Source organism: Streptomyces malachitofuscus (genome assembly GCF_055571035.1).
The window spans coordinates 95,517-109,577 of the sequence record NZ_JBVIGA010000003.1 but is presented as its reverse complement, the minus strand read 5'-3'; the positions used below and the strand labels follow the sequence as shown (position 1 = coordinate 109,577).

10 protein-coding genes are annotated in these 14,061 nt (G+C 72.1%); 4 read left to right on the top strand and 6 right to left on the bottom strand.

The features are described 5' to 3' along the window. Positions 1-171 precede the first annotated feature (171 nt). A complete protein-coding gene (locus tag ACZ44S_RS05230) occupies positions 172-1,041 on the top strand; it encodes a helix-turn-helix domain-containing protein (RefSeq protein ID WP_466924587.1) in 870 nt (289 codons plus the stop codon). A 31-nt stretch (positions 1,042-1,072) separates the two neighbouring features. Here the strand turns inward: ACZ44S_RS05230 and ACZ44S_RS05225 are convergent, their stop codons facing one another. Together ACZ44S_RS05225 and ACZ44S_RS05220 are read right to left on the bottom strand one after the other, a co-directional pair. Continuing rightward, a complete protein-coding gene (locus ACZ44S_RS05225; RefSeq protein WP_466924584.1) occupies positions 1,073-1,399 on the bottom strand; it encodes a hypothetical protein in 327 nt (108 codons plus the stop codon). A gap of 36 nt (positions 1,400-1,435) precedes the next feature. Further along, positions 1,436-2,644: a pyridoxal phosphate-dependent aminotransferase gene (locus tag ACZ44S_RS05220; RefSeq protein ID WP_466924581.1), complete on the bottom strand. Its 1,209-nt coding sequence runs from the start codon at positions 2,642-2,644 to the stop codon at positions 1,436-1,438. Between the two features lie 80 nt (positions 2,645-2,724). Here ACZ44S_RS05220 and ACZ44S_RS05215 point away from each other — a divergent pair, with 80 nt between their 5' ends. Then, positions 2,725-3,354 (top strand): winged helix-turn-helix transcriptional regulator, encoded by a 630-nt coding sequence (locus tag ACZ44S_RS05215; RefSeq protein ID WP_466924578.1) that lies wholly within the window; start codon positions 2,725-2,727, stop codon positions 3,352-3,354. Between the two features lie 48 nt (positions 3,355-3,402). On the opposite strand, the gene ACZ44S_RS05210 is transcribed toward ACZ44S_RS05215, so the two are convergent. The 3 genes from ACZ44S_RS05210 to ACZ44S_RS05200 are packed head-to-tail and all read right to left on the bottom strand — an operon-like array spanning position 3,403 to position 7,031. Further along, the gene (locus tag ACZ44S_RS05210) at positions 3,403-4,206 is read right to left on the bottom strand and encodes a hypothetical protein (protein WP_466924575.1); all 804 of its coding nucleotides are present in this window, start codon (positions 4,204-4,206) and stop codon (positions 3,403-3,405) included. After that, entirely contained in the window at positions 4,206-5,480 is a 1,275-nt protein-coding gene (locus tag ACZ44S_RS05205; RefSeq protein ID WP_466924572.1) for a VWA domain-containing protein, read from the bottom strand. The genes ACZ44S_RS05210 and ACZ44S_RS05205 overlap by 1 nt, the downstream gene beginning before the upstream one ends. Before the next feature lie 45 nt (positions 5,481-5,525). Next, entirely contained in the window at positions 5,526-7,031 is a 1,506-nt protein-coding gene (locus ACZ44S_RS05200; protein ID WP_466924569.1) for an IucA/IucC family protein, read from the bottom strand. A 103-nt stretch (positions 7,032-7,134) separates the two neighbouring features. On the opposite strand from ACZ44S_RS05200, the gene ACZ44S_RS05195 reads away from it, so the two are divergent. Together ACZ44S_RS05195 and ACZ44S_RS05190 are read left to right on the top strand one after the other, a co-directional pair. Then, positions 7,135-8,706, top strand: a complete 1,572-nt coding sequence (locus ACZ44S_RS05195; RefSeq protein WP_466924567.1) for an IucA/IucC family protein — start codon at positions 7,135-7,137, stop codon at positions 8,704-8,706. Between the two features lie 545 nt (positions 8,707-9,251). Continuing rightward, positions 9,252-11,285, top strand: coding sequence for a LuxR C-terminal-related transcriptional regulator (locus ACZ44S_RS05190; protein WP_466924564.1), 2,034 nt, complete (start codon positions 9,252-9,254; stop codon positions 11,283-11,285). Between the two features lie 69 nt (positions 11,286-11,354). Here ACZ44S_RS05190 and ACZ44S_RS05185 read toward each other — a convergent pair whose 3' ends face one another. Continuing rightward, the gene (locus ACZ44S_RS05185; protein WP_466924561.1) at positions 11,355-13,943 is read right to left on the bottom strand and encodes an AAA family ATPase; all 2,589 of its coding nucleotides are present in this window, start codon (positions 13,941-13,943) and stop codon (positions 11,355-11,357) included. Between the last annotated feature and the right edge of the window lie 118 nt (positions 13,944-14,061).

Here is a 14,061-nt window from a genome sequence, read left to right as displayed (position 1 = left end):
GATCGGTGGTGCCGCGGACGGCGCGTGAGCAGGGGCACGGAGTGGCTCCCGCCGTTCGCCGTGCTCCCTGCGACCGACTCTGGAGGCGGCCGCCACGGGGGACCAGACCTGCTCCTGCCTACCCCTGACAGGTACAGGCGGCGGGCTCCGCGGCCGCGCATACTGGCACCCATGAACCGCAGATCACCGCTCGGCGAGTTCCTGATGGCGCGGCGCGCACGGCTGAGTCCGGACGACGTCGGCCTGCCCCGGTACGGGGAGCGGCGCCGGGTGCCGGGCCTGCGCCGGGAGGAACTCGCCATGCTCGCGGGGGTCAGCGCCGGCTACTACACCCGGCTCGAACAGGGCCAGTCGCTCAACGCCTCGGCCGAGGTCCTCGACGCGATCGCGGCGGCCCTGCACCTGACCCCGGCCGAGCGGGAACACCTGCACGTGCTGTCCACGACGACGGGTCAGCGGAACAGAGGGGCCACGCCCCCGAAGGAGCACGCCTCCGCCGATCTGCGGATCCTGCTGTCCGCCATGGGCCACGTGCCCGCCATCGTCGTGGGCCGCCGCAACGACGTGCTCACCTGGAACCGGGCCGGGCACGCCCTGCTCGCCGGACACCTGGAACCCGCCGCGCCCGACGACCCGGACACCCGGCCCAATCTGTCCCGGCTGGTCTTCCTGGACGCGCACACCCGCGCCCTCTACCGTGACTGGCCCGCCAAGGCCCGCGCCGTGGTCGGGAACCTGCGCATCCTGACGGCCCGTAACCCCGATGACGGCCCCCTCGCCGCGCTCGTCGGCGAACTGGCCATCCACAGCCCCGAGTTCGCCGAGCTGTGGGCCGAACACACCGTGGAGCCGTGCAGTCGCGACGTCTACGACCTGGCCCATCCGGTCGTCGGCGACCTGACCGTCACCCAGCAGACGTTCCACATCCCGCAGGAACCGCACCAGTCCCTGGTCGCCTTCACCGTGGAGCCCGGATCCGCCTCCTCCACGGCGCTGACGGTACTGCACCAGGCCTGCGGCATCGGCGGGGGAAACGCGTGATCCGACCCGTCCCGGCCCGGCGGCCGTACCGCTAGCCGGTGTACTCCGGCGGCTCGTAGGGCGTCCACCAGCTCAGCAGCCCCCAGATCCCGAGCGCGAGCGCACCCGACGCGATCACCGCCGCGAGCCACGGGCGGCGCAGCACGCGCAGGGTGAGCAGCCAGGCGGCGAGCGGGACGAGCGCCCCGCCGGCGGCGATGAGGGGCAGGTCGACGTAGAACACACTCCAGTCGCGGTGCATGCCCTCGAACCCGCCGTGGACGCTGACCCGCGCCCGCGGCGCCCACACGAGCACGGCCGTGACGGCACCCACGGCCGCCAGGAGCAGGCCGGCACAGCCGGTTCCGTGTTCCCTCATGTCATGATCCGACGCGGTCGCCCCGCCGGTGGTTCCCTACTGCCGGTATCCGCTCAGGAACCGGCCGATCCTGCCGATGGCCGCCTCCAGATCGTCGGCGTGGGGCAGGGTGAGGATACGGAAGTGGTCGGGGGCCGGCCAGTTGAAGCCCGTACCCTGGACGACCTGGATCTTCTCCCGGAGCAGCAGGTCGAGGACGAACTTCTCGTCGTCGTGGATCTTGTGGACCGCCGGGTCGATGCGCGGGAACGCGTACAGGGCGCCCTTCGGCTTCACACAGCTCACGCCGGGGATCTCGTTCAGCTTCTCCCAGGCCACGTCCCGCTGTTCACGCAGTCTTCCCCCCGGCGCGGTCAGTTCGCGGATGGACTGCCGGCCGCCGAGCGCGGCCTGGATGGCGTACTGGGCGGGCGCGTTGGCGCACAGCCGCATGGAGGCCAGCATGGTCAGGCCTTCCAGATAGTCCTTCGCGTGCTGTTTCGGGCCGGTGACCACCAGCCAGCCGGAGCGGAAGCCCGCCACGCGGTAGGTCTTGGACAGACCGCAGAAGGTGAGGACGACCAGGTCGGGGGCGAGCGCGGCGGTCGAGTGGTGCACGGCGTCGTCGTAGAGGATCTGGTCGTAGATCTCGTCGGCGAACACCATCAGGCCGTGCCGGCGGGCCAGATCGAGGATGCCCTCGAGGACCTCCTTCGGATACACCGCTCCGGTGGGGTTGTTGGGGTTGATGACGACCACGGCCTTCGTACGGTCCGTGATCTTCGCGGCCATGTCGTCCAGGTCGGGGTACCAGTCGGACCGCTCGTCGCACAGGTAGTGGACCGCCTTGCCGCCGGCGAGGGTGGTCACCGCCGTCCACAGGGGGAAGTCCGGCGCGGGGATGAGGATCTCGTCGCCGTCCTCCAGCAGCGCCTGCACCGCCATCGACACCAGCTCGGAGACGCCGTTGCCGAGGAAGACGTCGTCCACGTCGACCTCCAGGCCCAGCGTCTGGTAGCGCTGGGCCACCGCGCGGCGGGCGGAGAGGATGCCCCGCGAGTCCGTGTAGCCGTGCGCCCGGGGGAGCATCCGGATCATGTCCTGGAGGATCTCCTCCGGCGCCTCGAAACCGAACAGAGCCGGGTTGCCCGTGTTCAGGCGCAGCACGCTGTGCCCCGCCTCCTCCAGCGCGTTGGCGTGCTCGATCACCGGGCCGCGGATCTCGTAACAGACCTCGCTGAGCTTGCTCGACTGCCGGAACTCCATGCGTCCCTCCGGTTTCTGGTGTTGCTTGGTTTTACCAAGTGGGTGCTTGGAAAGTCCAACGACATGTCTAGACTGCGGGCATGCCACCTCGCCGAAGCTACGACCAGTACTGCTCCGCCGCCCGCGCGCTCGACGTCGTCGGCGACCGCTGGACCCTGCTGATCGTCCGGGAGCTCCTGGCCGGCCCGCGGCGCTACACGGACCTGCACGCGGACCTGCCCGGCGTCAGCACGGACGTACTGGCCTCACGGCTGAAGGACATGGAACGCGACGGCCTCACCACCCGCCGCCGCCTCCCTCCGCCCGGCGCCGCCTACGTCTACGAACTCACCCCGCGCGGCGCCGCGTTGCTGCCCGTCCTCCAGGCCCTCGGCGCCTGGGGCGAGCCCGAACTGGGCGAGAGGCGCCCCACGGACGCGGTACGGGCGCACTGGTTCGCACTGCCGCTGCTGCGGGCCCTGGACGGTGAAACGGGTCTCGTCGAGGTCCACCTGGAGGAAGGCAGGTTCCACCTGCGCTCCGGCGCCACGGCCGGCCCGGTCTACGGCGACGGCCCCGCCCCCGGTGAGCCGGACGCCCTCCTCTGCCTGGACACCGCCACCTGCACGGCCGTCAGCCGCGGTGAACTGACCCTGACCGCCGCGATCCGCGAGGGACGCGTCGAGGTGACGGGCGAGGGCCCGCTCGCCAAGGCCCTCCGGGAGATCTGACCCGGAAACGGGGGAAGGCCCGCACGGGGCGGGCCTTCCGGGAGTGGGTCACGCGGTCGGCGGTACCCCGGGCGGGCGTCCGGAGCCGCGGGTCAGGCGGTAGCCGGCGATGCCCGCGAGGGCGGCCAGGACGCCGCCCACTGCGGTCCACGTCCAGCGGTCGGACCACCAGCCGGAGGCCCAGCCGTCCTCCGGCTCCAGACCGGCCAGGACGGCCGACGGCGAGTCGTCGTCGGACTCCGCCTCCGGCCGCGAGGCGATGCCCGGCACCAGCGGCTCGGACAGCGCGCCGTCCACCGCCGCCGCGCCGCCCATGTCCTGGGACTCGACGCGCAGTTCGGCGTTCACCGGCTGGCCCAGGTCGGCCGTGGACAGCCGCAGCGCCGTGAGCCGGACGTAGTACGTGCCCGGCAGCGGATCGTCGGCCCACGGCTCCGACCAGGCGCGGACCGTGCGCAGCACGCACTCCAGCTCCACGGAGGCCGCGTCCGTCCCGGCCGTGCGGGTCTGCGCGCCGTACTGGCAGGCCTGGCGGCGGCGCAGACCGTCGTACACGTCGATCTGCCAGGTCTCCGCCGCGTGGCTCTCCGGCAGCTTCACCGTCGCGTGGACGGTGGGACGCTGCCCTGCGTCGGCCGGGAACGACCAGTACAGATAGTCGCCCGTGGAGGCACGCGCGGTGGCGGTCCGCCCCTGCCCGACCTCCGCCGCGGTACGGAAGGAGGTGCCCGCGCGGGTGGGCGCCCCGTCGTCCCCGGACGCGCCGGGGGAGGGGGAGGGGTCGGCCGCGGCGGGGGCCGCGGCCAGCCCGAGGATGAGCAGGGCGGCACTCAGTACACGTACGGCACGCATCAGTTGGTCCTCCAGACAGCGAACCGCCAGCGGGACAGCCAACCCCAGAGCAGACCGGCGACGAAACCGGTGAGGATCAGCGCGCCGAGCAGCCACCAGCCCCGGCCCAGACCGAAGGAGGCCACGTCGTCCGCGCCGTCCGGACCGTCCACGACGTCGACGGTCAGCTCCAGCGGAAGGCCCGGCGTGGTCTGCACCCCGGAGTCCGCCGAGAAGGCGTTGGTCACCACCAGGCAGACGACCTCGGCCGCGGGCTTGCCGCCGTCGTCGTCGTCCCGTTCGGGCTTCGGGTAACGCAGGCCGGTGGAGAGCATGTCCGTACGGCCGTTGCCCGCCGCCTCGCCGCGCACGATCTCGCGGCCGTGCACCGTGACCGCACGCAGCAGCACGCCGTGATCGGGCCGCACGGCCCGGTCCGCCGCCACGCTCACCGAGGCACGCAGCTCCTGTCCCGACAGCACCTCCACGCGGTACCAGCGCTGTTGGCCGAACTCCTCACGGTCGGTGTAGAGACCGGACGTCAGCGTCGGGGCTTTCGCGCACGAGTCCGCGCCCTGCGTCGCCACCGGTGTCACCACCGGCTCGGCCGCGCGGTCCACCAGCTCGTTGACCCGGTCGGTGAGTTCGTCCTGGTGCTCGACCGAGGTGTACGTACCGCCGGTCGCCTCGGCGATGCAGCTGAGCTGCCGGCTGAGCTCGGCGTTCGGCACCAGGCCCAGGGTGTCGATGGTCAGGCCGATGCCCCTGGCGGCTATCTCCCGGGCCACCTCGCACGGGTCGAGCGGGGCGCAGGTGTCCTCACCGTCGCTGATCAGCACGATGCGCTTGGAGCCGTCGCCGCCCTCGAGATCGTCCGCCGCCTTGAGCAGGGCCGGGCCGATCGGGGTCCAGCCGGTCGGCACCAGCGTGGCCACCGCCGTCTTGGCCTCCGTACGGTCCAGCGGACCGACCGGGTAGAGCTGCGCGGTGTCCTTGCAGCCCTCCTTGCGGTCGTCGCCGGCGTAGTCGGCACCGAGCGTCCGGATGCCCAGCTCGACCTCTTCCGGCGTGGCGTCCAGCACCTCGTTGAAGGCCTGCTTCGCCGCCGCCATCCGGGACTGCCCGTCGATGTCCTTGGCCCGCATCGAGCCGCTCACATCGAGGACGAGGTTCACCTTGGGCGCGTCCTGGCCCGTGGGTTCATCGGCGGCCGCCCCGGCAGGGAGGGCGAGCCCGGCCGTCAGTGCGGCGAGCAGGGCGCACACGCCTGCCACCGGCCGTTTTCTTCTGATCATCGGCGGATCCTATTGATCAGGAGTGCCGCGCTTCAAAACGGGGTGTCAGAGGAGGCCGTCACGGAGTGGATTGGGCAGCTCCGCCCACTGGTCACCGGCCGTCCGCGGTGACAGTCGCATCAGCGTCAGCGCCTTCGCCGGCAGCGGCTCGCGCAGCAGCGCGGCCAGGTCCGGAGTGCGCGGCAGATCCCGTACGGCACTCTCCAGGGCCGTGCGCAGGACGGGACCGGAACCCGCCGTACCCGCCAGCGCGCCCGCGACGAGCGAGCCGAACAGCTTGCGGCGCAGCGTGCGTTCGTCGTCCGTGACCATCCGCGCGGGCAGCTCGGGCAGCGGGATGCCGTAGCGTGCCAACCGGGCCGGACCGACCCGCAGATCGGCCAGGTCGCGATAGACCAGCCGCACCGGATCCCCGTCCGGCGCCAGTACCACCAGCAGGTTCTGGCCGTGCGCCTCCAGCGCCACCCCCAGCTCCAGAAGCCGCAGTCCGACGCTCAGGGCGAGCCCGGCGAAGCGCGCCAGCCACGCCTCGGAGCGGGTCAGTCCGGTGGTCGCCAGCGCCGCCACCGGGACGACCCGCTCGCCGGGCCGGGCGTACTCCTCGGGCGACTCGCGCAGCACCGCGGCGAGATCGGGTGACCCCGCCGCGACCGCGCCCAGCGTGCGGGTGATGTGCAGCAGCCCGTCCGTCCGTGCCGCCACCGCCTCACCGAAGTCCGACAGCACGGCCGACGCGGCGACCGACCCGAGCGAGATGTCCCGCACGGAGGACGTCAGCCGGGCGCTCAGTGCCGTTTTGACGTGCGGTCCGTCCGGCAGCGCGAGGGTGCGCAGCGCCATCAGCGGATGTGCCGCGACCCGCTGCTCGGCCGTCCGCTTCAGCACATGCGCCGCCTGCCAGGGGTGGACCGGGATCACCACCCGTCCCGCCTCCCGCAGCCACTCCGGCCACACGCCCGTCACCAGGCACTCCCCGGCCGGCACCGGCACCAGCCCCAACTCCACGAGGGACCCGTGCTCGGGTCCGTAGGCGAGCTGCTCGGCCACCGAGAAGCCGGGCCGTGCACGGCAGTTGGGGTGGAACGGATGCCCGTCCACCACCCGCTGCTCCCACTCCCAGTCCCGCCCGGGCCACTCCTGCGGGTGAATCCGCCGCTCCGCCCGCGACAGCGCCAACGACGCGACACTGTGCCCCAGTTCGGCCGCGAAGGCCGCCGAGTGCGGTACGGCGAGATCCGTCATCAGCCGCACCGGATCGCCGTACGCCGTCCCCTCCAGCCGCACCTCCTTGACATACGCGCCGGTCGCATAGGGGTCCGCCCGTGGTCCGCGCAGCCGCCGCCCGTCCGTCAGCCGCAGCGTGAGCCCCCCGCCCACCACCTCGCGACGCCCGATCCACGGCAGCGGCTCATGGGCCAGACCGCGCCACAGCCGGGTCAGGACGGACGCGCGGGCACCGGGCAGCTCCCGCGTGTACCCGGGCACGAGACCGGGCCGTACGTCGGTCAGCTCGGCGGCGATCTCGGCCTCGGCGCTGGGGGAACGGTGCACGGGCGGACTCCTCGGGGTACCCACGGGATGGAACGTATGGGGGGGGGACGATGACAGACATACTGATCGTCTCCGCCGGACAGACCGTAGGGAACCAGAACGCGTGGACCTCATCCCCCCGCCCGCAGAAGACGACGCGGCGGCGAGCCGCGCCCTTCTCGCCGGGCGCGCCGACGCCTACGCGGCCGCACCGCTGCTGAACTGCCTGCTGCGCGAAGTGGCCCGGCCCCTGCCCGATGCGGACCGGCCGGCCCACGACGGTTACCGGACCTACCGCCTCCCCGGCGTGGACCGGCTGCTGCGGGTGCGCGGCACCCGCCGCCCCGCCGATCCCGAGGTGCGCACGGCGGGCGGCTGGCACCGGGTCGGCCACACGGAGCTGGTGAAACTCGTCGCCGAGGAACTGCGCCGGCACACCGGCCTGTCCAATCACGAACTGCCCGCGGAGATGCTCGACAGCCGGGACGCCGTGGCCGCCCTGCTCGACGCCCGCGCCCGGGCCGCCCCGCCGGACGACGCCTATCTGCGCTCCGAGCAGTCGCTGCTCACCGGCCACACCCACCACCCCGCCCCCAAGGCGAGGGGCGGCGGCCCCGCGGCCGGCTGGCTGCCGTACGCGCCGGAGGCGCACGCCCGCTTCCCGCTGGCGCTGCTGGGCGTGCGCGCCGACACGGTGGTGGAGGAGGGCGACACCGCGGCCCTCGACCGTCTGGGCACCGCCCCGCCCGGCTACCGTCTGCTGCCCGCGCACCCCTGGCAACTGGACCTCGCGGCCCGCGACCTCGCCCCCGCCTTCGCCGACGGCCGGCTGATCCGGCTGGGCACGACCGGCTTCCCGGTCTGGCCCACCGCGGCGATCCGCACCGTGTACGCGCCCGGGGACGACCTGTTCCTGAAGTTCAGCCTCGATGTGCGCATCACCAACGACATCCGCCGGCTGTGGCGCCACGACCTGCTGAGACTGCGTGCGACGGACCGGGCCGTGCGCTCCGCCTTCGCCGCGCACCACGGCCCGGCGGCCCCGGCCTGGCTGAGCGACCGGGGCCACCGCACCGCGGACTTCGCCTTCGAACAGCTGGCCGTCGTCGTGCGCGACGGACTGCGCGGGCATCTGGCACCCGGCACCACCTGCTACCTGGCGGCCGCGCTCGCCGAGGGCTTCCCCGGGGACCCGCTCGCCGGCGCCTCCCGCCCGGACGCGTGGTGGGAGGCGTACCTGTCCCGCGTGGTGCCCCCGGCGCTGACGGCCTTCGCCGGGCACGGGGTCGTCCTGGAGGCGCACCTGCAGAACACGCTGATCGCGGTGGACCCCGACGGGATGCCCGTGCAGGCCCTGTTCCGGGACGCCGAGGGCGTGAAACTCCTCCCGGACGCGGTGGGCGCGGTATCCGTGTCCCCGGTGTCCCGGGAGGCCGGCTGGCAACGCCTGGTGTACTGCCTGGTCGTCAATCACCTCATGGAGATCGCCGCCGCCCTGGCCGACCGCCACCCCGGCTTCGACCCCTGGCCCGCCGTGCGCCGGGAACTGGCCCGCCACGACCTCCCCGAGATCCCCGCCCTCCTCGCCGCCCCGACCCTCCCCGCCAAGACCAACCTCCTCCTGCGCTGGACCGCGGCGGACGGCGCCGACGCCCGCTATGTCCCGCTGCCCAGCCCGCTCGCGACCGGAGGGTGAGCGCTCCGACCGCGGTCGCCCCGCACTCCGGCAGGTCACCGCAATTCGGTCTCTCCATGACATGTCGTATCCCGTGCGGCGTCGGCCGAAAAAGTAATGGAGTGGGCCTTTGCAAACCACAGGCTCTCCGGTTCTCCGGTAAACAGTTGAAGCGTCGCGCGGTGCGGGATTGATCGTTACGGGAAAGCTGGCCGAAACGTTGCACCGTGCTATAGTTGGCAAGCTGTGGATAGTCGCAAATGCCCGTCTTGAGTAGAAGGGTGCAGGCCTCTGCCTGTCGCTGTTGACACTCAGTCGAATAGTACTGCCGAGTAAGAAACGGCTGCGCTGGAGCTCCGGTCCTCATGGGGGCCGGACGGTATACGGGGGTGAGTCATGGCAGGCGATGGCATACCTTGAACCGGTCCGACGCTGATCGCGCGTCCTCGCTACCAATTGATGAACTCGACGTTCGGGATCGTAATTCCGTAGCGCTTTTCATGTGCCGCGGCTGAACGATTTCGACATGTTCTTTTCAGTTGCACGAGTGTGATCGGGGTTGGGTCATGTCGGTGAAATCTACAAGCACGTACCGGGAATCGGACGCGACAACGTGCGTCGCGAGCGGGCGGTGGGCGAGGGAAACGCTCAACGAAGAATCCCGGAGGGAAGTGTTATCCGAGATTCTCGGGGCTGATGTCGGCCACGAACTGATCGAATTCGCGGCGGGTGTCGGCGGAGATTCCCATCTGCTGGTCGAGTTCGCGCTCGGCCTCGCGGAGGAAGGGCTCGTCGAGCGGCGCAACGGTGTCGTCCGGTGCACGGTGCGCCGGGTGCCGCGTCGTGTGCTGACCGCGGTGAGCCGTCAGCTGGCCGAGCTGAGCCCGGCCTGTCAGCAGTTCCTCAAGGTCGCGGCGGTGCTCGGCAGGTCGTTCATGCTGGAGGACGTGTCCAGGATGCTGGACCGGTCCTCGGCCAGTCTGCTCGCCCCCTTGGACGAGGCTCTGGTCTCCGGATTCGTCGTCGAGGCCGAACAGCGACTGGCTTTCCAGAGCGATGTTCACTTCCGAGGAGTCTTCGAGTCCATTCCCGCGGCTGCGCGCGGCGCGTTGCAGCGTGAGGCGAGAGGCGCTTTTTCTCGGCGCACCCAGGAGAACGACGTGCGCGGCGGGACGGCCGGTGGGCCGGCGGAATTACGCGCCGGAGCCGGGGCCGATGGCCGGTGCTCCAGGGCGCACAGCCTGATCATGAATGGCGACGCGGTCGCCGGCGTACGCCTCGCGGAGAGTGTTCTCGCCGATCCGGGAATCTCGCACGCGGAACGGGTCGACGCCGAGGCGTCGGTGATCCTGGGTTCTTTTCTGCTCGGGCAGGAAAAAGCCGTCACGCTCTCCGAGCGCATTCTTCGGGAGCGCGGCACCCGGCCGGGTGACGTCGCCGCGTTGATGGCGCTCTCCACTCTCTCCACTATGCGCTGGCGAGCCGGGGAACTGTCCGAGGGGCTCAGTCTCGGACGTACCTCCGTACGCTACGGCGATGAGGTCGACCCCGTGTGGGGGCTCCATCTGAAGCTCGCGTTGGCCGGAAAGTTCGCCAACCTTCGGGAATTCGACAGGGCCGAATCACTGCTCGATGCCGCGGAGGCCGGTCTGCGGGACATGGCCGCACCGGTCTGGACGGCCGCGCCCGCGGCCATGCGGGCCCGGGTGCATCTCCAGGCCAAGCGGCTGGGCGACGCGCGGCAGCAGGCGGAAGCCGCGACCGTCGCGTGGGAGCGGGAGGCCGTTCCCATGCTCCGGCCGCTGGCGTCCTCCGTGCTGGGCACCATCTCCCTGTACCTGGGGGACCTGCCCGCGGCGATCGAGCACGTGGAGCGGATGCACGCCGACCTGGCGAGCTGTCAGGCCGTGCTGCTGTCCGCCCAGTACGCGTGGACGGACATCCTGGTCACGGCCAAGAAGGACGGACCCCGGGCGGCTGTCGAGTTGCTCTCCGGCACCTACGGTCATCTGCCGACGCAGAGATCCCTCTACATCGAGGATCCGAGCGCCGCGGCATTTCTCGTCCGCCTGGCGCGCGATGTCGGTGACAGCGACCTCAGACGCACCGTCCTCGACACCGTGGACGGCCTCGCGGGCGACAATCCCGGTTTCTCGATCGTCGGCCTCACGGCCATGCACGCCAATGCACTGGCCGACGGCGACACGACCGCGCTGGCACACATCATCGTGGAATCCCCGGACCCCGTTTCCGTCGCCCTGGCGACCGAGGAGCTCGCCAAGCTGTACGCGGCCCAGGCCCCGGCGCAATGGCGGAAGAGGATTTCCTCGTCCGAGGACACCTCGTCGCTCCAGAAATTCACCTGCTGGTCACGCCTTTCGGAGATGGAGCAGCGCATCTCCTACCTGGTGAGCGTCGGACTGACGAACCGCCAGATCGCCAGGCGGGTGCACCTGTCGGCCCACACCGTGAACTACCACCTCCGGAAGATCTACCGGAAGCTGGGGATCAACACCCGCGTCGAGCTGGCGCGCCAGGCGGCTACCTATTCGAGTGGGGCCGCCGTCTACTCGATGGACGGTGAGGAGAACGCCCTCTGATCCGACGTGTCATGACCTTATTGGTCATGGGCATGACCGTGCCGGCCCGGTGCCGGGCAGGGGACGGATTCAGCTCGTGGATCCGGACCGTGCGGCGCCGGCCGGCACCGGGGCAGGGGCCTCGTGAGCGAAGAAGTGCCGGGTCAGCTCGACGCGGCTGTTGATGTCCAGTTTCGAGAACACCCGCCGCAGGTGACTGTCGACGGTGTGGGGCGACAGGAACAGCACGCTCGCCGCCTCACGGTTGGTCCGGCCGTCGACGATCGCCCGTACCACGCGCAACTCCGCACTCGTGAGACTCTCCCAGCCCGACTTGGGCCGGCCGGCGCCGAGCCGGCGTACATGGTGCACGCCCAGACGGCGCAGCTTCTTCTGCGCGCGTGCCGTGTCACGCGTCGCCCCGCAGTCCAGATAGAGGTCGAGGGCGGACTCGAGGAGCTGGACCGCCCGGCTTCCGTCCCCGGTGCCCTGGTCCACCCGTGCCGCGTCCTCCAGCGCGTTGCCCGCCGCGAGCGGACGCCCGGCGAGCCGGTGGAGCTCCGCGGCGCGGTGCAGCGCGGTCGCGTCGTCGCGCAGGACGCCCTCCGCGTGCTCGGCGCCGCCGCGCAGCGACCGCACCCCCGGGTTGCGCTCGGCGATGCGCCGGGCGAACGCTGCCGCCTGCTCGGCCTCCGCGCCCAGTCCGGCTTGCCTGGCCTGGCGGACGAGCGTCGCGGCGGCGGTGTGAGCCTCGGCGAAGAGCAACGGGTCGGGCGAGGTCCGTACCTCGTCGTCGATCAGCGTGCGGACCATCATGGCCGGGCGCCCGCTGGCCGCGTGGAACTGTGCGAGCGCCCAGTCCAGGCGGGTCCTGTCGGCTGCCGGATCCCGGGGCACCAGGTGCTCGACCACGCGCAGCTGTTCGCTGGCGGTGGCCAGGTCGTCGCATTGCGTACTGATGCGGGCCAGGACCAGACGCGCGGCCACCACGTGCCCGGACGGCGACCGCTCCGCCGACCGCAGCGAGCTCTCGGCCTCGGCGCGTGCTTCCTCCAGCCTGCCCGCCGCCGCCATCAGTTCGGCCCGGTGGCCGTGCCACAGTGACTGCGACCAGGCCTCGCCGAAGCGGTCCGCCTCCTCACCAAGAGCGCGGAGAACGGCATCCGCCTCATCGAACTGGTCGACCGCGACGAGGGCCCGGACCAGCCAGGTCCACAACGGGCTCTCCCCGGGGGCCGGCTGAGGCGCGGCCACGACCGTCCGGTCCGGCCCCACGTGGTCCGGCCGGCACGCGTCCTGCCGTGCGGACGTCCGGCGCGTCAGGACGGCGGACAGGTCGTGGCCGTCGGCGCCGCGCAGCTTCTGCGCCAGCTCCAGCACGTGCCGCGTCTCCGCCGGCGCGCCGGGTCCGGGGTGCACGGCGATGTCCAGGAGCCGGGAGGCTTCGGCGTCCCGGCCCACCGTGACGAGCAGACGCAGTGCGCGCGCCAGTGCCCCGGATGCGTCGTCGCCGTGACCCGCCAGTGCCGCGACGGCCCGGGCCGCCATGACGGCGTCCCGCTTCTCCGGCGGTGACGGCTGTCCCGTCACGGCGGGCGGGACGGCCGGCGGACCGGGGCGGACGTCCTGCGTGCCGGACCGGGAGGACCGCACGGCGGGGGAGCGCCCGGCGGACTCGTCCCCCGGGGACCCCCCGAGCCGGAGCGCCTCGGCGATCACCTCGTGGGTGAACGCGAGTTCCTCGCCCTCCCCGCGCAGCAGGCCCGCCTGCACCGCCTCCGTGGCGGCCGCGGACAGCGTTGTGGCCGGCTCGCCCAGCAGGCCCGCCACGTGCTCGGCCGTGAACGGACGGCCGGACCGCCCACCGTGCTCCAGGAGCCGCCGGACCGCGGGCGGCATGCCGGCCAGCAGCCTGTCGACCGCCGTACGGACGCCCACGGGCACGCGCTCGGTCAGCACCGAGGCCGTGCCGTCCAGGACGACGACCTGTCCGGCCTTCATGAGCGCGCGCAGGACGTTCTTCAGCAACCACGGGTTGCCCTGGCAGCGGTCGGCCCACCGGAGCACCGACGCATCGGGCTTGGCGCCGAGGACGCCGGTGCACAGCTCCACCACCGCCTCGTCGTCCAGCGTCCCCACGTGCAGCCGGACCGCACAGTGGTCGACCAGCCAGTCGAAGGCGTGCTGGGCGAGCGCCGACGCGGGCACCGGCCGGCGGGCCAGCAGCCAGAGCACCGGGGACGAGGCGAGCGAGCGGACGAGTTCCCGCAGGGCCAGCGCGCTGACGTCGTCGATGCGATGGGCGTCGTCCAGCACGATCACCAGGGGGTGCCTGCGCGCCGCGTCCCCGACCAGCTCACCGATCCGGTCCATGAGCCAGAAGGGATTGCCGTCCGCACGCTCCAGTTCGTCGAGTCCGTCCGCGCCGGGCAGGGCCCTCCGCAAGAAGTTGATCAGCAGGTGCACGGGGGTGGCCGGCTCGTCTACGCCGCCCGAGCGCCCCACGACCGCCGTCAGACCGCGTTCGGCCGCCTCCAGGGCCGCGGCCTGCAGCAACTGGGTCTTGCCCACCCCGAAGGGGCCCTCCACCACGACGCAGCTCCCGGACCCCCGCGTCGTGGCGTCCAAGTGGGAGCCCAGGACCGACAGGATCCGCTCGCGCCCCGCCAATGGATTCATGATTCCCCCCGTGTTGCTCTGCAGAGCCGTCCCAGCAGCTTTCCGTCAGGCGCAACGCGGTGTGCAACTGTCCGGAGCGGCCGGTTGCACACCTGTCGTCCACCCGTGATCGAGTCGA

Coding starts and splice junctions, on each gene's coding strand:
- ACZ44S_RS05230 (WP_466924587.1), top strand. CDS start 172: ATGAACCGCAGATCACCGCTCGGCGAGTTCCTGATGGCGCGGCGCGCA.
- ACZ44S_RS05225 (WP_466924584.1), bottom strand. CDS start 1,399: ATGAGGGAACACGGAACCGGCTGTGCCGGCCTGCTCCTGGCGGCCGTG.
- ACZ44S_RS05220 (WP_466924581.1), bottom strand. CDS start 2,644: ATGGAGTTCCGGCAGTCGAGCAAGCTCAGCGAGGTCTGTTACGAGATC.
- ACZ44S_RS05215 (WP_466924578.1), top strand. CDS start 2,725: ATGCCACCTCGCCGAAGCTACGACCAGTACTGCTCCGCCGCCCGCGCG.
- ACZ44S_RS05210 (WP_466924575.1), bottom strand. CDS start 4,206: ATGCGTGCCGTACGTGTACTGAGTGCCGCCCTGCTCATCCTCGGGCTG.
- ACZ44S_RS05205 (WP_466924572.1), bottom strand. CDS start 5,480: ATGATCAGAAGAAAACGGCCGGTGGCAGGCGTGTGCGCCCTGCTCGCC.
- ACZ44S_RS05190 (WP_466924564.1), top strand. CDS start 9,252: ATGTCGGTGAAATCTACAAGCACGTACCGGGAATCGGACGCGACAACG.
- ACZ44S_RS05185 (WP_466924561.1), bottom strand. CDS start 13,943: ATGAATCCATTGGCGGGGCGCGAGCGGATCCTGTCGGTCCTGGGCTCC.